We start from the raw sequence: 24,189 nt of genomic DNA, 5'->3' as shown, positions 1-24,189 counted from the left end.
ACTTAATGAAACTCATGTTTTATTCTATATTTAACCAATTCTAATAATTCAAACGTTATCGTTAATAACTTTTCCCTATGGCTCTAGAAATCATTGACTTTATAATCATCATTTCCTTCTTTATCGTCTCACTAGCGATAGGTTTGCTGGTCGCAAAAAAGAGTTCTAAAGACAGTTCTTCCTTTTTCCTATCGGGTCGTAATATGCCATGGTGGTTGCTAGGTGTTTCTATGGTCGCAACCACATTTGCAGCAGACACGCCTAATCTAGTCGCCGGACTGGTACGTACTGATGGTGTTGCGGGAAATTGGGTCTGGTGGGCTTATTTACTGACTGGAATGTTAACGGTGTTCTTTTATGCACGATTATGGAGACGCAGCGGTATCACTACAGACCTTGAATTTTATGAATTGCGTTACAGTGGTAAAAGTGCTGCGTTCCTGCGTGGTTTTAGAGCGATATATTTAGGAGTAGTCTTCAATATTATCATCATGGCAACCGTTTGTCTCGCAGCAATTAAGATAGGACACGTGATGTTTGGTTTTAGCGCAGGAACTACGCTAGCTTATGCCTGTGCGGTTACTTTAATATATTCACTCATAGGTGGATTAAAAGGAGTTCTCATTACAGACTTCGTACAGTTTTTTATTGCCATGGTAGGATCCATTTGGGCAACATGGTATATACTAGACATGCCCGAAATCAACGGTATGGCAAACCTGATCACACATCCTAATGTTCAAGATAAGCTGAATCTCCTACCCGACTTTTCAAATACTGATTTACTCATGGGAATATTCATTATCCCTATAGCCGTGCAATGGTGGAGCACCTGGTATCCTGGAGCTGAACCTGGTGGTGGTGGCTATATTGCACAACGCATGCTAGCCGCTAAGGATGAAAAAAACGCCACATGGGCAGTTCTCTTTTTTAACCTTGCACATTATGCACTACGTCCATGGCCGTGGATCATCATAGGTCTCGCATCACTTATTATATATCCTAATCTTGAATCACTGGCAACAGCCTTTCCTAATCTCGATCCTAGTTTTATAAAAGACGATTTGAGTTACCCAGCGATGCTCACCTTTTTACCAGCAGGATTATTAGGTCTCGTGGTCACATCACTCGTTGCCGCGTTTATGAGTACGATTTCTACGCACTTAAATTGGGGTTCCAGTTATGTGGTAAACGATTTTTATGCGCGATTTGTCAATCAAGACGCTACTGAAACTCAAAAAGTAATCATAGGTAGAGTTTCCATGGTAGCGATGATGGCTGTAGCTGCCGCATTATCATTTGTACTGGAAGAAGCAAAATTTGCCTTTGACTTAATTATACAAATAGGTGCCGGATCTGGATTGTTATTTATACTGCGATGGTTCTGGTACCGTATCAATCCATGGTCTGAGATTACTGCCATGGTCGTTTCATTTACCGTTGCCGTGTTGTTCTTTCTCAATTCTAGCGAAGATCTAGGAATGCAACATGAATTATTTGGCGTCTTAATAGGTTGGGAAATGATATGTATCAATGTATTAGTAACCAGCATTGCATGGCTCGCTGCAACATTCCTCACAGAAAAAAGCGACCAAAACACGATTGATAACTTCCACGCAGCGATTTTTGGGACCGAATCTAAGTTCCACAATTTCCCTGTAAAAATCCTAGGTTTCCTCATGGGCGTGATGGGCGTTTACAGCTTGCTCTTCTCCATAGGGAAATTTTTGTATAACGACATCGCCATGGGCTGGAGCCTTATGGGATTATTTGTGATATGTGTTTTTGGATTAATTTCCTTGAGAAAAAAGCTGTTTTAAGTTAATAAACTATAAAGCTTTTTAAATACTTGATTTTCCGCACATGCCTGTGCTGAGTTTATCGAAGTAATGCGGAAACTGCTTATTTTACCACTATCCTCATTAATTTCCCGCTTGCGCGAAAAGGTAATTTTCAAACGTCACTGCGAGGAGCGATAGCGACGCGGCAATATGCGTTGTTACAAACGAAAGGCATTTTGCATAATGTATTGCAGACATTCCTTCAAAGGAAAAATTACAGTAATACTATTTAAAAGATCTTTTATGAGTTCCAACCGCTGCAGAGTGGTTTCCATAAAAACAGCTCTAACAGCCTACATTAAACATTTGATTTAAAAAAGTTCGCTTATACAACCAAAAACGCAATATACGACACACTCACAAAAAGTTCTCATATACGACCTTTACGTAGGGCAAATCGATAATTATTTACTAAATTGCTCATATACACTAGTTGTAGAGAATGCTACTGTTTGTATTTAGGTTGGTCACAGCTTGCACATTGCATATTTATGCCATCTAAGTAATTATCGCAAGCACTCTCTACAACAACGTGTAAAGAAAATGCTTCCAATAGTTCTATTAAATCAATTTCAGTATAAAGGTTGTCATACATCCAATAATCTTTTCCGTCTCTACGGTCTTGTACTGCTTCTATATTTTGGTCGTTCAACCATTTTTGTATATCCATAATATTTTTTTAATTAATTCGCACTTTCCTTACACAATACGTTAGCCACTATTAGCGGAAACTCATTCTGGCGGAAAAATCTCAATTAGAAAATATTGTTTTTTACCAATCAAAAACGCTGAAAAACTTACTCGAAATCCGAATTAACTCTTGCGGAATTTGAGCCAGTTTGCGGATTGAATTGCGGAATAAAAAAACCTGTTTTAATCGCGAATTTTTTTTTAGAATTTTAAGAAAGTATAAACGAAAAACTGTGTTGCGGAATTTTTACTCAAACGGAATTACAAACTGACTGAATTAATTGCGGAATGAATACTGTTGCGTTGAATTTCACTCAAGCGGAATTGAATTGCGTGCGGAAAAAATAGCAACCGAAAATATAACAGTGGCTAACATCGTATAAAAATAATGCGTAGTTTAGTGCTTAAACAAAGAACAGTGCATTTTTGCTACATCTGATTTTCCTTCGGAAAATCCTCGCACACAAAACCGCACTATTCTTATACGTAACCGTTGTACACAAGCTGAACAAACCAATCGCAATTGAATGAAATTTAACGGAATTAACAACCAAAGTGTTGAATTTAAAATAACTAATTACGAGTTTCCGAAAATAACGGATTGTGAATACGACTCGAATTGGTTACTGATTTATTTAGATGTGAAAAGTGATTGTGGAAATTGGAAAACTTCTCATCCTTCACTTCTGACTCGAGACGTGAAAAGAATAATTGAATGGTTTAACGAGCTTTCTGAAAATATTCGAACTGAAAATTCATTGGATTTTCTTGAACCGAATATTGCATTTGAATTGTTGGAATTTAGAGCTGATAAAAAACTAATTAGAATTTTATTCGACTTGGAATCTCGACCACAAAATGCAGATGATGAAAAAGAATATTTTGTAGATTTTGAAATGGATAATAACACTCTGAAAAAAGTTTCGACTGAATTAATAAAAGAAGCGGAACCTTTTCCAGAACGTGCAATCTGAAAAGAAAAGCCAGTGTACAACAACGTGTATAATTCATGCTTACATTTGAACTTCAATTAAATGTTATATATTTAAACAACTGATTTGATTCAACTGAAAATCCTACGGATTATCAATCGCACAAATCATACACGAACACGTTGGGTACAATTATGATAAACAGCATTTTCCATAATAAAGAGTTTGAGTTAAACGGAATTTCTGTGCCTGAATTTGAATTAAAAAGCGGAAAACTAATCCGACTTTATATTCCGAGTGTGAGGATTATCGGATTTGACCTAACAATCGAATTGATAAAGCGTTTTCAAAAAATGAATACAGATTTACCTTGGGCGAAAAATTACTCTCAAAATGCTATTTTGGAAAAACTATTTCCTCTTACAGTTGAGAAGTATTTGATTAAGAAAAAGAAAATTGACAAGCAAAACGCAATAAGAATTGCTGACGAAATCGGTATTAAATTAAATGACAAGTTTGAGGAAATAGGTTTTATTAACCGAAAAGCGTTAATCATAAAAGCTCTGTTCGAAAAGAATAGTTCTATACTTATCGATTATTATGGTGTTGATGCTATTGGAATAAAAAAATTGGAACGAATTGTAAATACTGAAATTGAGAAAGGCAAAACTGGAATTGCATTTGACCTATTGGAATACGTTGAAGAAAAAGAACCTTTTGAAAATATTGAACGAATAAAAATAACTGTACCCAACAATGTATAACCGCAATTACGGCGGATTCGACTACGTCCGAATCCACTCGGAATTGCTAATGTCGGTGCCTAACCGAAAATTAACGCATATTAACCCGTAACTGACGGTTACACGAGACCGTTCCAGCCAATTGCCTGCGGCCGTAGGTCTTCGCTTTTGTAATTTATAATTACTGTTAAGGAGACTAAAATCATAGAACTGCAATTACATCGCAAAGGATCAACCAGCTATAGCAATTATAAATTACAAGTCTCCCAACCTACTCAATTGGCTGGAACGGCAAAGGTGTAAAACCTCTTGATCTTTAGTCTTCTTGTACTTGTTCAAGTAACGCCAGCCGCTAGGAAACTTGCAAGAACATCGCATAAAGCGAATAAGACGTTTTAAAGGCTTAATGCGAGGCTGTGATTTATCCAAAATTTCATAACTTCACTACATCTATTTATAAATCAAAAGGACAAAGCGTACTGGCTAAAAAGCCTCACTCGCCTTATATCTTTGCCGTTGTGCTTAATTAAACCAACCAGAAATTTTGAGTAAAAAAGTTAAATATCAAGTTTTTATATCTTCAACTTATCTAGATTTAAAAGAAGAACGCCAAAATATAGTTAAGGCAGTTTTAAGTTCTGCAAATATACCTGCTGGTATGGAATTGTTTTCGGCTGGGAATACTACGCAGTGGGAATTGATTACAAAATGGATTGATGAATCAGATATGTATGTACTTCTATTGGGTGGTAGATATGGAAGTATAGAACCAAACTCTAAATTATCATATACTGAACTTGAGTATGATTATGCAGTAGTGAAAAAGAAAAATCTATTCGCATTAGTTTTGGATGATGAATATTTAAAAACAAAACAGAAATCTACAGATACAGTAATACTAGAAAGTGATAATATTGAGAAATTTAACCAATTTAAAAAAAAAGTGCTTTCTAATATATCTGCATTTTGTACAAATAGAGACCAAATTGAAGTTGAAACTCTTAAATCAATTTTACAATTTCAGGAAAATAGTCCCCATAATATGAAAGGTTGGATTCCTGCGGATGGAGAAAAAGTAAATAAAAACATTGATTTTTTACAAGCTTATATTGATGCTAGAGATGGTAATAATGAAACTAAAATAAAGACATTCGATAGTTTGAATGATGCAAAAAAAGAATTAGGTTCTGGTCAAGAGTTTTACTATTCTCAAGCAAACCTTGATGGAGTTCCCTCACCTGGTGGTAAAACTATTCATAGAACTTGAAAAAAAACTAAGCACAACAAGGGCTATAATTAATACTTATTTTAGTGCTTAACCCAAAGCTTGGAGCTTTAAACTAAGTCCGCCAAATCATTTTGATTTGGCTTTATAAAGAAAAAGATAAAACAAAATAAAAAGTTTTTGGCTAAGTGCTTAATAGAAAGTTCGTTACTTTTAATTCCCGTACTAACCATTGCCGAGCCGTTACCACCAATTACCAAAAATGACTGAACAACAAAATGAAATATGGTGGAAAATTCAAAACTTTGAAATTGACGACATAGATTCTTCTTTCAGTTTTACAGATAGATTATCAAGAGAAAATGATTGGTCAATAGAATATTCGCTGAGAACAATATTGGAATACAAAAAGTTTATTTTTCTGATTGCAATTTCAGATTTCCCTCAAACACCTTCAGACCAAATTGACCAAGTCTGGCATCTTCATTTACTTTACACGGAATCATATTGGATTGAACTTTGTAAAAACACAATAAATAAAAATATTCATCATGGTCCAACAAAAGGCTCAGAGGAAAGAAATTTATTTAAAGAACAGTATTCAAAAACACTTGACTTTTACGAGTCAATATTTAATGAAAAACCACCAAATGACATTTGGGTTGATATTGATACTAGATTTAACGAAATTCACTTTACAAGAGTTAATAGAAAGAGAAATTGGATAATACCTAAACTACGATTTAAAAAGTAATGAAAATACTATCTGAAATAACACCTGCAGAAACAATGCTAATTAAAGATTGTAACTCAGTACAATTGAAAGATTTAATGAAGTTTACTTTTATGGATTTACTTTTAAAAAAAGTAATTGAAATTAAAGAAATAGATAAAAAATCTCATCCTAGAGACAACTACATTAGAACTTATACATACGTTATTTCAGGTAAAAACTTTAATAAATACCAGCCAAAAAATCACGAATTAATTTATTTGAGTCCATTTATTAAAAGTCCTTCAATTCAAATACTATTTAAGAATTTTATAAAAATGGCTTACGATACTTCAAACGGAAGCTGGAATTTTAAAAAATCAACAAGAAGCAATCGAGAAATCAACCCTTATTTTAAACAATCATTCTTATTAAATTTATTTAGGTTAAATAAACTAACCGACAACGGAAACAAACTTAGGAGAGAAATATCAAACTATTTAAATGAGATTGATAAAAGTATAGACCATCTGCTTCATAATGATAAGAAGAAAGGATTAGAGTTATTATTGAGAATTGGAGGAAACATTTTCTTATTAAAAAACTTAGATTTTCAACTTTTAAAAACAATCGATAAAGAATTACTAAATCAACAGAAAGTTTTACATATTGATACTTATGATTCTGACAGTGATTGGTGGTTATATGTTGACTTTTTTGAAGACGATTATATGTTTGATTCATATTTTGATAGTTTTGATGACACTTTAGATTCATTTGATTCTGAATTTGACGCATCTGGTTGCTCTTCTTGTGATAGTGGATGTAGTAGTTGCGGTGGTTGTGGCGGATGTGATTAAAAACTGGTGGTAAAACCGTGAATAATTCATTGCTGCGCAAGCTGATCAAGTGGACCATCTAGATAATATTCGTATTTTTAGTTGAGCGGGAAATCATAACTGATTTCCCGCAAGAAAACATACACGAACAGGTTGTTGGCAAACATTTGATGAACGAAACTGAATACAAAGGAATTTTACACAAAGAGGTTAATAAACTTGCTGAAATCAACCTAAGATTTCATAGGATTTCAAGTATGTTATTGGATCATATAATTATGACTATCGTTATCGTTCCGCCAATGATTGTTCTAATGATTTTAGCTACAAACGGATTATTGAAAATCGGAAATGGAACTTTTTCTGTGGTTTTCTTTTTTATGATGTTCGTTTATATCAACAAAGATTTTTTTAATGCTAAAAGTCCTGCGAAACGAATTTTGGGTTATCAAGTTATCAATCGAAAAACTGAAAAACCTGCATCTGAATTGCAATGCTTTGTTCGGAATTTGACAATTGCTATTGCTTGGCCATTAGAAGTTATTGTTGGCCTAATTAATCCAGAAAGACGAATTGGAGATTTTTTAGCGAATACGAAAGTTGTCGTTTCTGAAAAGGAAAAATTAAAAACAATTTGGACTGACTTTAAATACAAAATTTTGAAATTAAACTTAATCGGAATTATAATTATTGGAGTAATTTACTTTTATGGATTGAGTTTATTAATGCCGAATATGAATTAAAAAACGTTTGCTAAATTAGTTGCTAAAACTCGCTACAACATATATACAAACACGTTAGCTTTAATTTTGAAATCTGGATATGAGAAATATATTAAAATGGATTATTGGAATAATTTTCATTACCAACCTATCAAGTTGCTCTTCGGAAATTGAATTTGATAAAATTGTAGATTCCGAATCGTCTTTCATACTGACTAAATATAACGAAAATCGATTGGATTCTCAAGGAGTTTTTGAAATCGACACCTTGAAAGTTGGCTCTAAAAAACATGAAAAACTACTAAAATTCCTTATGAATAATTCAAAAAAATGGAATAAATCTCATGCGTCATTTATTGGTGATATTTCAATTCGACAAGGAAAAATGAATTTAACAAGAATAAAAAACGGATTAGTACTAAATTTTACTGATAAAAAAAATGAATCTAATCAATTGACAAAAACAATAGATACGCGTGAACTTGAATTTTTAAAAAAATAAAACACGAAAGTACAAGACTATGAATAATTAATTGCTTGTTCACTGCCTACTTACGAAAATCCTCGAGGATTTTCTATTCGGTTTGTATTTACTAAATTAGGTACATAAGATATGTAACAAACCATATACAAACACGATGGCAAACATTTGATGAAACGCATATTTATAATAATCGGAATACTTTTAATCGTAGTTTTTGCTTTGGTATATTTTTTTTCCAATTATATAGCAGGACCTTTAGCTGCTTGGAATTCTCAACAAGTATGGAAAGAATATGAAGAAGAGCATTTGGAAACTCAATCAATCAATATTGAAATAATTGGAGTTTACGAATATCAATCCGAAAATAAGGAAGAAAATCACTCTATTTTCATTGACATAGTTGATAACAAATTAGTTGGATTCTATTTCGGAACTGAAGACGGAAGTGGACACGGAATTTTTCATTACGGAAATCCACTCCTGAATTTTAAGCTGACTGAAAACGAAATTGCGTTTGAAATTGGAAAAAGAGAATTATTTGAAACAACACGAAATAAAGTTTACGAAGTGGACGAAAATCCGAAAAAAGAAATCGCTATTGGAATCTCTAAAAGTCCTTTAAAATATTCTGGAGAATTGACCGAATTCGGATTTAAGTTAAATTGCGAATCTGAATTTAAAGTTTGTTGGGAGAATAAAATGGAATTTAAAAAAGTTTACGATTTATAAAAAACGATTTACCTAACAAAGATCTGCAGTAAATACAAGTGAATTTCACTTAATTTCTTACAAGTACACTTCTATATTCATTATCATAAAATAGTCCTGATTTTGCGATTGCAAAGGCTTGTTTCAGGAGTTTGTTTGCACTTGTTAAACATCTCCATAAATCCATTCAATACCTTTTAAAAACCCATATTTTTGCAACTGGAAAACAGGACTCATGGAAAGTAACAACGTACGCAATTATATAAAAGAAATCATCGCAAATCATCCCACAGACTGGTTAGGTCTTACCACTCATAGACTGGATATTTATAATGAGGAACTTGCCAAAACTCAATTTCTGGATCAGCTGGAAACGCTTTATAAAAAGCACAACGCTACTACTGGTGCACTTGCAGTATTGCCTACCTCTTATGATTATATACGTTTAGGACATCCATTATCTTGTGTACTGGAATGGGGAATTGCTCAAACTCATGGATTAAGAGCAGAAAACGTGATCAGTTTTTCTTCTCAAACTATTCCTGTACTGGCGGTATTGCGCACCAACTTATTGCTAAATAAAAAAACACAAATTAACTATACGGGTTCCTTACCAGAGATTTTTAATAGCGATATTCTCCATAAAGTTTATGGTTACAATTTTGAAGTAAACCAAGTTGAAAACCCTACAGAGATCACTGCTTTTGACGGCAGCAACATCTTTATTTCTGAGGAAAAAATCATAGGTGCGGTAGCATTACATTCAAAAATTGATTTTGCGATTAGTTTGCATGGAATATTAGGAAGTATCCTAGTCATCAATGGAGAACAGAACGAAGATTACGTTTCTGATATACAACATGTGCGTAGAAGAGAAACCATCGCCATGACTCCAGCTGATTCACTTGTAGCACTAGAATCATTTGTGAACCAAGCTCCTTTTGTTACTCCACAAAACAACTTAGTAGCCGATAAACAAAATGTCCTCAACTCCATTAAAGAAATTACAGGAACTCAACTAGAACCTTTAGTGGCTTCAAGTGGTTTGTCTATTCAGTATGCTATCATGATGGGATTGATCCATGATGCGATAGAGAATCATCCTGGAAAAGCCATTAAATTCATCGTGCCGCCTAACTGTTACGGTGGAACTAATGATCAAGCAAGACGTGTTGCGGCTTGCTTAAGTAATGTTGACATCGTTGATTTACCAGTTGATGGTGATAATGACATGGTGCAAAGCATTGATACCGTATTAACTCAAATCGCACAACAAGACGCTGTTCCTTATATCATTGCAGAGATTCCAACTAATCCGAGAGTAGAGGTTCCAGATTTAGAACAATTGAAAGTCGTGTTAAGCCAAGAACGTAAAACGGCAAACGGTTCAACCGCTATTGATCCTGTTTTTATTCTCGATCAAACTTTTTGTCCAAACGTGCACTTTTTAGGAGATGGAAAAATGCTTTCTTCTATGAGAACCATCGCTTATGCTAGTGGTTCCAAATTCCCTAGCGGTGGGAAAGTAACAGCTGGTTACTGTGTAGGAAACAATAAAACCAGCGCCTTAATGGAAAAAATTGACATGCACCTCAACCTTTGCGATAATGAAGCTACCATTTTTCAATATGAAATCCTCGCTACACAATTACCATCCATGACCCAACGCATCGCAGATGCTTATGTGAATACTCGTGAATTTGTCACGTTTATTGAAAACACTTTGCCTGATGTAAAAATCAACTTCGTTTCTGAAGAACTAGCTCAAGAAGGTTTTACGCCATCGGTTTTTTCACTCGATCTACCTACTAAAGGAAGTAATGATGAAGAAAGAGAAAGCTATAAAAGAGCTTTAAACCTCAAACTCATCAACTTGATGATTACTGAGATCTCACAAGAAAGTAAGTTTTGTGTGAGTTATGGTCAGTTAAAAGGTTGCTACTGGACCATTCCAGCAACATCTACTCAAGGAACGACTAAGGAAGGCGATAAGGATTACATCGTGCGTGCTTCTCTTTCTCCAAATTTGGATTTAGAGAAACATAAACAAGTGTTTCAAGATTTTGTAGATTCTATTTAATTTTAAGTAGCTTACCTACAGTCTTTACTTAAATCTCGATAAATGTTTAGAATTTCTATCAGTGTTCTCTTAGTATGTTTATTAGCTTCTTGTGATCAAGAATTGGACAGCTCACAAGTAGAACAGCATAGTAATTCCATTTTTCAAGAGCTCGTTTCCATAAGAAGAGATATTCATAAAAACCCAGAATTATCTGGAAATGAGAAACGTACTGCCCAGATAGTGAGTGATTATTTAGAGCAGTTAGGCATGGAAGTACATTCCGATTTTTCAGGACATGGAGTTATAGGAATATTAAATGGTCATAAAAAGGGTCCTAAAATAGCCTGGAGATCAGACATGGATGCTATTCCTTATAATAACACAGATACAGAGTTTTTCAAATCTGTCAACGATTCTATAGGTCATATGTGCGGCCATGATTTACACACTACTATAGGTTTAGGAATTGCAAGTACTTTATCTCAGTTTAAAGATGATATCGATGGAACTATTTATTTTATTTTTCAACCTAGTGAAGAAACTTTTACTGGTGCAAGAAATATGGTAAATGATGGGTTGTTTGAATTAATTCAACCCGATGAAATTTATGGCTTACATGTTTTCCCTACCCAAACAGGTACTATTTCCACTAAAGCCGATGAACTCTTTGCGTATGAGAGAACTATAGAGATAAAAATGTCTAAAGACATTAATCAAATCGACTTTAAAAATGAATTTGAAGACTTTTTTAAAGGTTTTGAACGACAAGATTCTAGAAGCAGTCCTAGAAGTTTGGAACATATCGTTAGTGAGGAATATGGAGTTGCCGCTGAGCAATCCATATACAATGATTTTTTCTTCTCAATACCTGGAATGAACATTAAAGAAAATGAGAATTCGATTTCATTCACAAAAACCTTTTTTGAAACAGATGTGAAGCTATTAGAATTCATTAAAAATCAGAACAAAGATTTTATTGAAAATAGTGATTATAGCAATCATCTTTTATCAATCGCATATTCCAGAGCTAACCCTACAGTTCTGAACGATACAAAACTAACGGAGCACCTTTTATCAAGCTTTAAAGATGCTCGAGGAAATCCATTAATAAATCCATTATACGGTCAGGTTCCTTACTTCAATGAAGATTTTATCTACTTTCAAGAACATGTTCCAGGAGTTCTATTTTTCTTAGGAGCATCAAACGAGGAGAAAGGAATCACTGCGATGCCGCACAGTCCAGACTTTAAAGCCGATGAAGATGCTATTAAATATGGAGTGGCTCAATTTTCCAAGTTACTTATCGATAGAGCAAATAATATTCAATAAACTATAGATTCAATATGCCCATTGAGAAACGGCATTTTGATACTTAAATTGAAGAGTCACTATTTACGCTTTTTAAGAATATTTGCTATGTAACTTGCGTCTTTTGCAACACCACCGAGCGTAGCAGATCCACGTGTGAACATCCATGGCAAGCCTATGAAATAGAGTCCTTTCATATTGCTCACACCACGATAATTTTTAGGATAATGGTTTGCGTCGAGCTCGAGTCCTTCAATCCAAGTGAAATTAGGACGATAACCTGTTGCCCAAATGATATTTTTAATAGTAGATACTTTTCTCGATTCAAAAGTTATTTTTTTATCGAGAGCATCTTTAGTTCTTCCTACGGAAATTACGTTTTCTCTGGCCAAAATTCCTTTGACATCAGTTCCTATCACCGGTTGTTTTGCAGTATTTATTTTCTTTCCTATCCAGCTGTACTTGCTATAATTTAAAAATCCAGTAACCGTAAACCACCACCATAGCGTTTTTCCTAAAAATTGCTGTGGTAAAGACTTTACAGTCGTGTCACCAGAGAAATAAACTGTTCTTGAAGTATCATTTGAAATCTCATTAAGAATCTGATAACCAGAATCTCCAGCACCTACTACAAGAGTATCTCCATCTTGTAATTGAGTAGGATTTTTATAATAATTACTATGAATTTGCAGGATCTCGTCTGCCGCTTTTTTATGGCAAGGTGGCGTGTATGGAATATGAAACGGTCCTGTGGCAACGATTACGTTTTTTGCCTCAATTTCTCCATCTTTATGAGATATTGAAAAACTCTTTTTATGACGACGTACAGAAGTTACTAAAGTGTTGAGCTGAACAGGAATTTTAAACTTTTCTACATAAGCTTTGAAATAGTTAGCTACTTCATATTTAGTAGGATAATGATTTTTAGGAGCTTCAAACTTAAAAGAAGGCAAATGATTATAAGCTGTAGGAGTAAAAAGCTTGAGGGAATCCCATCTATTCAACCACGAAGCACCTATTTCACTTTCACTATCAAGAACCACAAACTTTTTATCCATTTGTGTTAAGTGATAAGCCATAGATAAACCTGCCTGCGCACCACCTATTACTACATAATCTAACATTCCATCAACTATTATCGTTCTCTGTAAAAGTAGTTACAACCTAAGGATTAAGTAGACTTAATCCAGATTCATTATGGTAAAAGCTATAGCATTAAACTCTTGAAAAAGATTCTATGTACTACATGAAGTTTGCCTCGAGCCAGTCTTGAACGCTAGTCTCAATGCGTTTTTTGATATCGCTCGTATCTGCTTTTTCAAACTCTTCACCAGTGATTTGTTCATAGAGTTCTATGTATCGCTCACTTACAGAGTTGATGTAAGCGTCATCCATATCTGGTAGCGTTTGACCTTCTAGACCTTGAAAATCGTGTGATATCAACCACTGGCGCACAAATTCTTTACTTAGTTGTTTCTGTGGTTGGTTATTATCTTGACGTTCTTGGTAACCTTCGGCATGGATATATCTTGAGGAATCTGGTGTGTGGATTTCATCAATCAAGACTATTTTTCCATCTTTAGTTTTACCAAATTCATACTTAGTATCTACGAGAAGTAATCCACGTTTTTTTGCGATATGTCTTCCTCTACGGTATAGATCGCGTGTGTATTTTTCTAGAATTTCATAATCGTGCTCACTTACTATTCCACGAGAAATAATTTCTTCTCTTGAAATATCCTCATCGTGTTCACCCATTTCGGCCTTAGTGGCTGGTGTGATGATGGCTTCAGGAAACTTATCGTTTTCTTTCATTCCGTCTGGCATAGGAACACCACAGAGCGTTCTACGACCAGCTTTATATTCACGTGCTGCGTGACCACTCAAGTAACCACGTATCACCATTTCTACTTTTAATGGCTCACAATTATAACCTATAGCAACGTTAGGATCTGGTGTAGCCAGCAGCCAGTTAGGAACTAGATCTTCAGTCGCCTGCATCATTTGTGTGGCGATTTGATTTAGTATTTGTCCTTTATAAGGAATTCCGCGTGGCATCACTACGTCAAATGCGCTCAAGCGATCACTCGCTACCATCACGAGTAAATCATCATTAATACCATAGACCTGGCGTACTTTTCCTTTATAGACACTCGTCTGGTTAGGGAAATTAAAATCTATGTCGGTAATCGTATTGGGTAAACTCATAATTTATAACTGTGATTTACAAATTTGAATGTTTCTACTTAAAAATAGAATAAACATGGATGGATGTTTTCAAAAAGTTATTGACTATTCATAAACGACTCTTAAAGACAAAAAACCGCTTTCATCTTTGACTCAAAATGATAGAATTATTTGGATCTCAAGAATATCTTAGATTGCTACAAATCCTTTTTTTCTTCGGGAAAGTTCAATTGTTGAGTAATTTCATTGCTACCATGGATTGCACTCATAGCACTATAGTTAATTGAAATCACGCTTTCGCGAAAGCGTAATACCAACAACTCTCCATTCCTAGAACAGCAAACTGAAGATTGAATTAAAATTAATTTGCGTTCTCTATGCTTTTATAAGCAGCAATCACCTTTTTAACAAGTCTGTGACGTACTACATCACTGTCATCAAGGTACATCATCCCTACTCCATCCACGTCTTTGAGAATTAACAAAGCTTCTTTAAGACCTGAGATCACGCGGCGTGGTAAATCTACCTGACCTGGATCACCAGTGATAAAAAACTTAGCGTCTTTTCCCATACGAGTCAGGAACATCTTCATTTGTGCGTGAGTGGTGTTTTGAGCCTCATCAAGGATTACAAATGCGCCATCCAGCGTTCTACCTCTCATAAATGCGAGTGGTGCGATTTGTATCACGCCTTTTTCTATATAAGTAGCAAGTCGCTCTGCAGGAATCATGTCGCGCAGTGCGTCATAGATAGGTTGCATGTATGGATCTAGTTTTTCTTTTAAATCTCCTGGTAAAAAGCCGAGATTCTCACCAGCCTCAACCGCTGGTCGCGTCATGATAATGCGCTTTACTTGTTTTTCTTTAAGCGCTCTTACTGCCATGGCAACGCCCATATAGGTTTTACCAGTTCCTGCCGGTCCTATGGCAAAAACCATATCGTTTTTCTTAGTAAGCTCCACGAGTTTGCGCTGGTTAGGAGTTTTGGCCTTAATGATTTTACCACTTACTCCATGGACGAGCGTGTCGCCACTGCCTTTTACACTATCATAATCTTCAGTACTATCACTCATAAGAACTCGTTCCATAATATCTTCATTCATGGTATTATACTTCCCATAGTGTTCCAGCATCATCTGGATGCGTTTATCAAACTCCATGAGCTGTTCCTCATCGCCATAAACCTTCATGATGCTACCACGAGCGACTATTTTAAGCTTAGGGTAATGCTTTTTAAGAAAAGTTAGATTTTTATTTTTAATCCCAAAAAACTCACTAGGATTAGATTCTGAAAGGTCAATGATAAGTTCGTTCAAATGCTTAAAATTATATGAATGATTGCGTTTATTATTTTATAATTTTGCTAGAGCATGAATGCTTTGCAAAACCTGTAACAATTTAGAGAATTCATTTCCTAAAATAGCGATTGTAACAAAAATTTAATGCTTATTTAATTAACAACTTGCCAGTACCTTTATGCCTATCATAACATTGACGACAGATTTTGGTTTGAAAGATCCCTATGTAGGCGCGGTTAAAGGAGCTATTTATAGTGAACTAGCAGATATTAACATTGTTGATATTTCTCATTTAGTCTCACCTTTTCATATTGCTGAGGCTGCTTATATAATTAAAAACGCTTATTACACGTTTCCTAAAGGTACGATTCACATTATAGGTGTAGATGCAGAGCACACACCAGATAATAAACATGTTGCCGTTTTTATGGATGGCCATTATTTCATTTGTGCAGATAATGGAATTATGTGCCTTCTCACCGCAAAGTTCAATCCTGATAAAATTGTCCAAATCAACATTCACGATCGCATAACTTCAAACTTTACGGTAATGGACGCTTTTGTTCAAACAGCGTGTCACATCGCACGTGGTGGAACGCTAGAAGTGATAGGTAAACCTATTGAGCAATTAAAAAACATCTCTGGAATGCAACCTGCAGCTTCCAGTAATTCCATAAATGGTCAAATTATTTATATAGATAATTATGGAAATGCGGTGTCTAATATTTCAAAGGAACTATTTAAAGCCACAGGAAAAGGTCGTGGTTTTGTACTTACAGCACGTAGCGAAACGCACAAGAAAATCTATGACCACTATTCTGGATTTATAGATTTTACCAAAGAAGATTTTAAAAGAGATATCGATGGGCAAGCGATTGCCATCTTTAATAGTAGTGACTATATAGAATTAGCAACTTATAAATCAAATCCATTAACTATAGGTAGTGCGAGCAGTCTTTTTGGACTCAAGAATAATACTCCTATAAGCATTAAATTTAACGAGACATGATTGTACGTATAGTAAGAATGCACTTTAGAGAAGATGCTGTCGCGGCATTTGAAGAATTATTTGATAAAAATAAAGAACAAATACGTGCCCAAGATGGTTGTAGTACACTAGAACTTTATCAAGATAAGGATGATCACTGTAGTTTTTATACTTACAGCTATTGGGAAAATGAAGAAGCACTTAATAATTACAGACATTCTGCGTTATTCAGTGAAGTATGGCCAGCGACCAAAGCACTTTTTGACCAGAAACCTACAGCTAACTCATTGAATAAGATACATAGTCTTTTATGAAAGCCATTTATTTAAAAGAATTAAGAAGTTATTTTTCAAGCATTACAGGCTATCTCGTCATAGGGATATTCTTAATGGTAACGAGTTTGTTCCTGTTTGTTTTTGATGGTGAATTCAACATCCTCAATTATGGATTTGCAGACTTGTCTCCATTCTTTTTACTCGTTCCATGGTTGTTCATATTTCTTATCCCAGCAGTCACCATGCGCAGTTTTACGAGCGAGCGCAATCTAGGAACCCTAGAAATGATTTTTACACGACCTATTTCTTATCGCAGCATTATCTCAGGGAAATACTTTGCAAGTGTCACTCTTATCATCATCGCATTAATACCTACGTTGCTTTACGTATTCACGATAGGTCAACTGGGAGAAACGACTAATAACCTAGATCTGGGCAGTACGCTAGGCAGTTATATAGGCGTACTTCTTTTAGTTTTGTGCTATGTGGCGATTGGTATTTTTTGCTCGTCTGTGACTTCTAATCAGATCATTGCCTTTTTACTGGCAGCCGTTTTGTGTTTTATCATGTACTTCGGTTTTGAAGGTTTTTCAACAGTCATTGAGAATGATGGACTTGCGTTTCTTGGTTTGAAATATCATTATGAAAGCATGGCACGAGGCGTTATAGACACTAGAGATATAATCTACTTCCTGAGTGTTGCGGTATTGTTTTTCGCTTTAAGCGAATTGAGCCTTAAAATAATCACTGAGAAGCAATAAAAATGAAGAAAATAGCTATTTCCCTTATCGTTCTTGTTGCTGCACTAGTTCTTATCAATTATGGAGCTAGTAAATGGCACGAGCGTTTTGACCTCACTGCAGACCAGCGATACACACTTTCACCTGTAGCGACCCAACTAGCAGAAAGTGCCGAGAGTACCATGCTCGTAGATGTTTTTCTAGATGGAGAACTACCGGCAGAGTTCCGCAAATTGCGATCAGAAACAGAGCAATTACTAGAAGAATATGCAGCGGTAAATAAAAATATTAAATACAATTTCATCAATCCTACCGAAGATGAAAATCCTCAAGCTGTCGAGCAAATCACTCAACAACTTGCGCAATATGGAATAAAACCTGCCATGGCAACCATTATGGAAGGTGGAAAAAGTACTAAAGTCGTCGTATTTCCATGGGCAATAATGGTCTATCAAGGAAAAACGACAGCCATTCCATTATTAAAAACCTTTGCCAGAGCGACTATGGAAGAACGAGTGAATTCTTCCATACAGCAACTAGAATACCAGTTTGCAGATGGGATGAGTAAAGTCATTAATGAAAAAACTCAAACTATTGCAGTCTTGCGCGACAGCGGCGAGCTGGCAGATTTACAAATCCGTGATTATATCAAATCATTACAGGAATATTATCGTGTGGCGCCATTTGGAATTGAGTTTGTAAAAAATAATGATAGCGTATCACCTGCTGATGTTCTGGCGCAACTCAACAAATTTGACCTCATCATTGAGCCTAAACCTACGGTGGCTTTTAGTGAAACTAAGAATTACATCATCGATCAGTATTTAATGAATGGTGGAAAAATGTTACTCGCTGCAGATCCTATTATTTTTGAGAACGATAGTCTGGCAAATCCACAATCTATAGGTTATGGAATGCCTCGAGATTTAAATCTAGATAATTTACTGTTTAAATATGGTTTACGCCTAAACACTGGAATCGTTAAAGACGAGCGCGCCGGTGGACTTGCACTAGCCAGCGGACAAGGACGTAATACACAGTATGAGGCATTTGACTGGCCGTATTACCCTATTTCAAAATCAGACAGCGATCACCCGATTACTAAGAATCTTGAAGAAGTAAAGTTTGAATACACGGGAACTATTGATACACTTAAAAACGGTATTAAAAAGACCATACTATTAAGTACTTCACCAGACACACAAATTAAGATCTTACCAGCAGCTATTTCTTTGTCTGAACTAGATCAACCTATCGATCCACTAGCGACTAAAGTAGGTCAAAAACCTCTTGCCGTTCTTGCTGAAGGAAACTTTACCAGTGCTTATAAAAACCGTGTGAAACCATTTGAGTTAGCAAATTCTATTGATGAAGGATCAAATAGCGCCATAGTCCTCATCGCCGATGGTGATGTGATGAAAAACGATATTACTGGTGGAAAAGCGCAGGAACTAGGTTATGATTATAAGACTGGTGCGATGTACGGTAATAAGGAGTTCTTAATGAATACGGTTAATTACCTCATGGATGATACTGGCCTGATACAATTGCGTAGCAAAAACATCGCTGTTCCATTTTTAGATATCAAACGCAGTTATGAAGAACGTACAAAATGGCAAATCGTCAATGTGGTACTGCCGTTAATCGCTGTAGGTGTTTTTGGGTTGTTATTTAATTATTTGAGGAAAAGGAAGTACTCGGTGTAAATATAAAATCCTTTCCTCAGCCACTTTGATAGGCGCAGTATAACGCTTATAAGGTGATATTTTTTTGAACACAGAGAAGAAGTTGCAATAAATCTCAGCTTAAATTATAATTATAGATTGAGGTTGCTACAGCAGTTTCCGCATCAAGTGCGGAAATTCAATTTCTTTAAAATATTATGTATTATAGACTGCAAACTGTGGACTAAGGACTGCGGACTAAAACCTATTCGTCCCCAGAAGTTTTCTTAACAAACTGTGTTAAAAGTACCACTTGCGTAGGTCCTACTTTACCTTCGATTTGATCTGCATTATCATGGACTAACGAGATATTGCGTACCGCAGTACCACGTTTTGCAATAAGACTTGATCCCTTTACTTGAAGATCTTTAATAATAACTATGCTGTCTCCACGCTGCAAAATGTTACCATTTACATCTCTATGAATTATTTTAGGACCACGCTGGATTCCTTCCTCAGCCCAATTTTTTGTATCGTCTTCTAAGTACATCATATCTAGAAGATCATTAGGCCAGCCTTCATTTTTTAATTGGTCTAGCATTCTATAAACGACCACTTGAACAACAGGCACTGTACTCCACATAGAGTCATTTAAAGCGCGCCAGTGATTTGGGTCCACTTTACTTTCATCTTCTAATTGTTCTCTACAAGTATTACAGGCAAGAATACTAATGTCTTTTACATTCTTAGGAGATTCTGGAACCTCATAAACGGCCAGTCCTACTTTTTGCTCGAGTGAATCTGTTGCAGCACAAAGTTCGCAAGCATTATTGGATCGGTCTTGTAATTGTTTAAGTAAATCTGACATGTTTATTTTTTAGGAATTGCAAAGGTAGAAAACCTGAACAAGTTCCATGATATTTTGTAAAAAACTTCTTGCGAGTGCTTTCACACATTAATAGTATGGATTATATTGTACTCTTTATAAATCCTTAATATATTTTCATGCAGGGAAAGAAAATTGTAATGCTCAAATCCTTAATAATCCTATTAATTTTAGGATTTTCAACTCAGGTAAGTGCTCAAAAATCGGAGAAAGTCATTGACTTACTTCTACAGAACAAGCGAGCGGAAGCTCTCAAACTATCTGAGAAATTAGATGAAAGCGATGTAGAAAATTATTACTTAAAACAAATCGTCCTCAAAGAGAATGGTGATATTGCAAATGGCTTTAATTACTTAGAAGGTTTATTGACAAAGCCCAATTTTGAGCCTTATCTATTTGCTTCTTGGCATGAGACATTTTTATTCTCAGAATATGAAAGTCAAGGTTTTTCACCTTTAGATTTAAGAAGGTTTAAGGAAATTAAAACTCCAGAATTTAAAGACAGCAGTTTAGAAAGTGCTTATACCTACATGAAAAGTATTCATGCTGAGGCTGTAAGAGATTTTGATGGCCAAAAAGAACTAGTAGCTTCCATTAAAAACATTAATAATTGGGAACACGTAGGTCCATTTGAAAACTTAAATGACAGTGGATTAAATATTACTTATGCTCCTGAAAATGAAGCAACGACAAGTACTGGTTTTGATACTAATGGAAATGGTATCGTAAACTGGTATGTGGCGCCTAAGAATTCTATGAGTCCTTATAAGGATTTTTCTAACCATGATGAATATGGAAATAAAATCAATTATGCACAAACCTTTATCCAGTCCGACAAAGAACAACGTGCTGTATTGCATTTAGGTCGTGGTGGTATCATTAAGGTTTTTCTTAATGACGTCGAGATTCTAGAAGATAAAGAAGACGTGCGTGCAGAGTTAGATGCACACCAGATTGAAGTTACTTTAAACGCTGGAACAAATAGACTTTTAATTAAAAGTGCCTCAAGCGGTTCTCCATATTACATCGCAAGATTTATGGATACTGATGGTAAATTACTATCGCTAGGTAATGACCTCAATAATAAATCCTATAAAAAAGGAACTGAATCCAGTGTAAACACGGTAACGCGCGTGCACCCGATGGAAGCGTTTTTCAAGAACAAATTGAAAAGCAATCCTAATGACTTTTTAAGTTTCTATGGTTTGTACCATAGTTTACATCATAATGCTCGTTATAAAGAAACCATTCCTATGGTTAAAGAACAACTGAAAAAATATCCTCAAAGTTCTTTATTGAATACCATGTTAATGAATGCTTACTCAGAAAGTGATCAAAGTGATGAGGCCGTTAAAGTCATGGAAAACATGATGAAAAATGATCCAGATTATTATCAATCGCTCATCCTAGAATTTGCAGACACTGAAAAGCTCATGAAACTGGATCAAACAGAATTCAGAAAGAAAATTGCTGAAATACAAGCTGCAACAAACATGAACACCATTAAAGAAGTGTGTAATTTATTTGTAGCACTGCGTAATGAAGAAGAAAAAGAAGCTGAGAAAATTCTAGATCGTTTAATTAAAGATGAAAGAACGACTGTAAAAGGATTAGCGACTTATGCTGGATTTTATAATTCTATTTTAAATGATGAGAAACGCTACGAGCAAATCTTAACTGAAGCAAATGAGAAGTACTTCTCCTGGTACATCGTAAACAAATTATCAGGTATTTATAGTCGTGAAAACCGTAAAGAAGAATGGGAAGCTATCCTCAAATCCAACCTATTGAGATATGACTTTTTCAACAGCTATTTACAAAGAATGGTTTACGTCTATAATGAGAATAAGAAATACGAGAAATCACTAGAACTTATCAATCAAGGATTAAAGAACTATCCAGATGCATTAAGACTGCGTACCTTAATGGGTGATACTTATTTAAAACTAGAAAACAAGAAAGAAGCTATCAAGTGGTATGAGGAAAAGTTAGACCGTAGTCTATCTGATTTATCGTTGCGTCGCAAGGTTTATGATTTAAAAGGAATCACAGATCCTATGGAAAAAATCAAGACTAAGGATCACTATAAATACATAGAAAAGTCTCGTAATAGCGGTATGGAAAACGACTACGGACTTAATATACTTCTTGAAGAAAATAATCTAATGCTTTACAGACGTGGTGGAGTACGTTACCATGGTACTATGATTTATGAAGTCACTACTTTAAATGGAATTGAATCCATTAAAGAATATGACTTAGGTCTAGGTGGAAACTACGTAGTGACTAAATCTGAAATTGTAAAGAAAGACAACAGTATTGAACCTGCAGAACGCAGCGGTTCAAGCATGGTGTTCAACAATCTAGAAATAGGCGATGTTGTTTATCTGGATTATGAAACAGAATATTATACTTATGGTAGGTTCTATAAAGATTATGATAATGTTTATAATGTAAGAGGTTATCATCCTATTAAGCAATATAACCTACGAGTAATTACTGAAAGTGATAAACCTCTATATCACGAAGTGGTAAATGGAGATATTCCGGTTAAGAAGTATAAAACAGACGGCATGCAAACTTATGAATGGAGCATGAAAAATGTAAATGCTATAGAACTGGCCGAGGATTACATGAAAAACTTGGTAGATCAATCAGAGCACATTCATATAAGCACTTTACAAGACTGGAAAGTAATCTCAGAATGGTATTCAGACCTGGTACGTAGTCAGATAGAAATAGAAGATGAAGTTAAGGAAGCTTATAAAACTATCTTCCCTAATGGTCATCAAGGAAAATCAGACGATCAAAAAGCCAAAGCCATTTACGATTACATCACAGACGAGTTTACTTATAGTTACGTGAGTTTCAAGCAAAGTGGATATGTTCCTCAAAAACCATCTAAAACAATCAAGTCTAAACTAGGCGATTGTAAGGACTTCTCTACTCTATTTGTGACACTTGCATCTATGAGTGATCTAGAAGCAAACCTAGTGCTTATACTTACCTCAGACTATGGTGAGAACGCATTAAAACTACCATCGAGAGATTTTAATCACTGTATCGTTAAGACTAAAATTGATGGAAAAGACCAATTCCTTGAATTAACAGACAAGTATTTACCTTATAAATCTATTCCAGGATCATTGAACCACGCCATAGGTTTAGAAATTCCTTATGAGAATAAGGATAAAGTCACAAATGACCTTTTTATACTTGAAAATGCTTCAACTGCCTTGAGTCAATACAATACTACAGCTCATATCACTATTAATAATGATGATTTTAAAGCAAAACTTAATACAGATTTAAAAGGAAGTACCGCTGCATACTTGCGCAGCCTGGCTGACGAAGAAAATGAAGAACTTAAAAAAGACAACCTTAAGTCCTTTCTAGAAAATCGTTCTACAGCAACTTTTGATGTAGATAAGATTGTAAACGCCACTTACAATCACACTGCCGACGGTATTGTTGTAGAAACTGAGTTGAACTTGTTATCTAAACCAGGTTCTATAGGGAAAATGAAAACCTTCCAGTTACCTCTATTCTCAGTGCCTTACACGCAAGGGATTATTGAAGAGGACAATCGCCAGCACGACATTCTTTACAGAGATTATGAAGACACAAATTCTTATACAGAGCACATCACCATCGAGTTAGAAGAAGGGAAAAAATTCATAGAAGTACCTGAAAGCAAGCAACTGAATTATAAGAAACACCGTTACAGTATTAACTATAAAGAACTTGCACCTAATAAGATTGAAGTAATCATAGTTTCTAAACCTAGTCTAGAAGACATTAAAGCTTCAGAATATGCTGAATTTAAAGCATTTGTACAATCAGTAATTGAAACTAGAGAACAGTACTTAGCATACAAATAAACTCT

The 24,189-nt window shown here is 35.1% G+C and carries 21 protein-coding genes; 16 read left to right on the top strand and 5 right to left on the bottom strand.

Annotation, left to right across the window (positions count from 1 at the left end; translation table 11 throughout):
* Positions 1-77 precede the first annotated feature (77 nt).
* A complete protein-coding gene (locus ACSHWW_RS10655) occupies positions 78-1,820 on the top strand; it encodes a sodium:solute symporter family protein (RefSeq protein ID WP_435682441.1) in 1,743 nt (580 codons plus the stop codon).
* Positions 1,821-2,286: 466 nt separating this feature from the next.
* Here the strand turns inward: ACSHWW_RS10655 and ACSHWW_RS10650 are convergent, their stop codons facing one another.
* Complete coding sequence (locus ACSHWW_RS10650) at positions 2,287-2,511, bottom strand: hypothetical protein (protein WP_435682440.1); 225 nt, start codon at positions 2,509-2,511, stop codon at positions 2,287-2,289.
* 547 nt (positions 2,512-3,058) lie between these two features.
* On the opposite strand from ACSHWW_RS10650, the gene ACSHWW_RS10645 reads away from it, so the two are divergent.
* From ACSHWW_RS10645 to ACSHWW_RS10600, 10 genes are all read left to right on the top strand, one after another.
* Positions 3,059-3,505 (top strand): WapI family immunity protein, encoded by a 447-nt coding sequence (locus ACSHWW_RS10645; RefSeq protein WP_435682439.1) that lies wholly within the window; start codon positions 3,059-3,061, stop codon positions 3,503-3,505.
* Positions 3,506-3,657: 152 nt separating this feature from the next.
* Positions 3,658-4,227 carry a hypothetical protein gene (locus ACSHWW_RS10640; protein WP_435682438.1) on the top strand — a complete coding sequence of 190 codons (570 nt, stop codon included), beginning with the start codon at positions 3,658-3,660 and terminating at the stop codon, positions 4,225-4,227.
* Positions 4,228-4,750: 523 nt separating this feature from the next.
* Entirely contained in the window at positions 4,751-5,473 is a 723-nt protein-coding gene (locus tag ACSHWW_RS10635) for a DUF4062 domain-containing protein (protein ID WP_435682437.1), read from the top strand.
* Between the two features lie 220 nt (positions 5,474-5,693).
* Positions 5,694-6,185, top strand: coding sequence for a glycine-rich domain-containing protein (locus ACSHWW_RS10630; RefSeq protein ID WP_435682436.1), 492 nt, complete (start codon positions 5,694-5,696; stop codon positions 6,183-6,185).
* Entirely contained in the window at positions 6,185-7,003 is an 819-nt protein-coding gene (locus ACSHWW_RS10625) for a hypothetical protein (RefSeq protein WP_435682435.1), read from the top strand. The genes ACSHWW_RS10630 and ACSHWW_RS10625 overlap by 1 nt, the downstream gene beginning before the upstream one ends.
* Before the next feature lie 149 nt (positions 7,004-7,152).
* Positions 7,153-7,725: an RDD family protein gene (locus tag ACSHWW_RS10620; protein WP_435682434.1), complete on the top strand. Its 573-nt coding sequence runs from the start codon at positions 7,153-7,155 to the stop codon at positions 7,723-7,725.
* 79 nt (positions 7,726-7,804) lie between these two features.
* Positions 7,805-8,206, top strand: coding sequence for a hypothetical protein (locus tag ACSHWW_RS10615; RefSeq protein ID WP_435682433.1), 402 nt, complete (start codon positions 7,805-7,807; stop codon positions 8,204-8,206).
* 150 nt (positions 8,207-8,356) lie between these two features.
* Positions 8,357-8,917: a hypothetical protein gene (locus tag ACSHWW_RS10610; protein ID WP_435682432.1), complete on the top strand. Its 561-nt coding sequence runs from the start codon at positions 8,357-8,359 to the stop codon at positions 8,915-8,917.
* A gap of 214 nt (positions 8,918-9,131) precedes the next feature.
* A complete protein-coding gene (locus tag ACSHWW_RS10605; protein ID WP_435682431.1) occupies positions 9,132-10,976 on the top strand; it encodes a cystathionine beta-synthase in 1,845 nt (614 codons plus the stop codon).
* A gap of 42 nt (positions 10,977-11,018) precedes the next feature.
* Positions 11,019-12,287, top strand: coding sequence for a M20 metallopeptidase family protein (locus tag ACSHWW_RS10600; protein WP_435682430.1), 1,269 nt, complete (start codon positions 11,019-11,021; stop codon positions 12,285-12,287).
* A gap of 59 nt (positions 12,288-12,346) precedes the next feature.
* On the opposite strand, the gene ACSHWW_RS10595 is transcribed toward ACSHWW_RS10600, so the two are convergent.
* The 3 genes from ACSHWW_RS10595 to ACSHWW_RS10585 form a co-directional block, all read right to left on the bottom strand.
* Positions 12,347-13,390 carry a flavin-containing monooxygenase gene (locus ACSHWW_RS10595; RefSeq protein WP_435682429.1) on the bottom strand — a complete coding sequence of 348 codons (1,044 nt, stop codon included), beginning with the start codon at positions 13,388-13,390 and terminating at the stop codon, positions 12,347-12,349.
* Between the two features lie 118 nt (positions 13,391-13,508).
* A complete protein-coding gene (locus tag ACSHWW_RS10590; protein WP_435682428.1) occupies positions 13,509-14,474 on the bottom strand; it encodes a phosphoribosylaminoimidazolesuccinocarboxamide synthase in 966 nt (321 codons plus the stop codon).
* A gap of 340 nt (positions 14,475-14,814) precedes the next feature.
* Positions 14,815-15,768 (bottom strand): PhoH family protein, encoded by a 954-nt coding sequence (locus tag ACSHWW_RS10585; RefSeq protein ID WP_435682427.1) that lies wholly within the window; start codon positions 15,766-15,768, stop codon positions 14,815-14,817.
* Positions 15,769-15,928: 160 nt separating this feature from the next.
* Between ACSHWW_RS10585 and ACSHWW_RS10580 the strand changes: the two genes are divergently transcribed.
* The 4 genes from ACSHWW_RS10580 to gldG are packed head-to-tail and all read left to right on the top strand — an operon-like array spanning position 15,929 to position 19,459.
* Positions 15,929-16,759, top strand: a complete 831-nt coding sequence (locus ACSHWW_RS10580) for an SAM hydrolase/SAM-dependent halogenase family protein (RefSeq protein ID WP_435682426.1) — start codon at positions 15,929-15,931, stop codon at positions 16,757-16,759.
* On the top strand, positions 16,756-17,052 hold the full coding sequence (locus ACSHWW_RS10575) for a putative quinol monooxygenase (RefSeq protein ID WP_435682425.1): 297 nt from the start codon (positions 16,756-16,758) through the stop codon (positions 17,050-17,052). Before ACSHWW_RS10580 ends, ACSHWW_RS10575 begins: the two co-directional genes overlap by 4 nt.
* On the top strand, positions 17,049-17,774 hold the full coding sequence (gldF, locus tag ACSHWW_RS10570) for a gliding motility-associated ABC transporter permease subunit GldF (RefSeq protein ID WP_435682424.1): 726 nt from the start codon (positions 17,049-17,051) through the stop codon (positions 17,772-17,774). Before ACSHWW_RS10575 ends, gldF begins: the two co-directional genes overlap by 4 nt.
* Before the next feature lie 2 nt (positions 17,775-17,776).
* Positions 17,777-19,459: a gliding motility-associated ABC transporter substrate-binding protein GldG gene (gene gldG / locus ACSHWW_RS10565; RefSeq protein ID WP_435682423.1), complete on the top strand. Its 1,683-nt coding sequence runs from the start codon at positions 17,777-17,779 to the stop codon at positions 19,457-19,459.
* Between the two features lie 223 nt (positions 19,460-19,682).
* On the opposite strand, the gene ACSHWW_RS10560 is transcribed toward gldG, so the two are convergent.
* A complete protein-coding gene (locus ACSHWW_RS10560; protein WP_435682422.1) occupies positions 19,683-20,285 on the bottom strand; it encodes a PhnA domain-containing protein in 603 nt (200 codons plus the stop codon).
* A 137-nt stretch (positions 20,286-20,422) separates the two neighbouring features.
* Here ACSHWW_RS10560 and ACSHWW_RS10555 point away from each other — a divergent pair, with 137 nt between their 5' ends.
* Entirely contained in the window at positions 20,423-24,184 is a 3,762-nt protein-coding gene (locus ACSHWW_RS10555) for a transglutaminase domain-containing protein (protein WP_435682421.1), read from the top strand.
* Positions 24,185-24,189: the final 5 nt, after the last annotated feature.

Source organism: Nonlabens sp., from assembly GCF_051251825.1.
GTDB lineage: Bacteria > Bacteroidota > Bacteroidia > Flavobacteriales > Flavobacteriaceae > Nonlabens.
The sequence above is the reverse complement of the archived record's forward strand: the minus strand, read 5'-3'. Positions and strand labels throughout refer to the sequence as shown.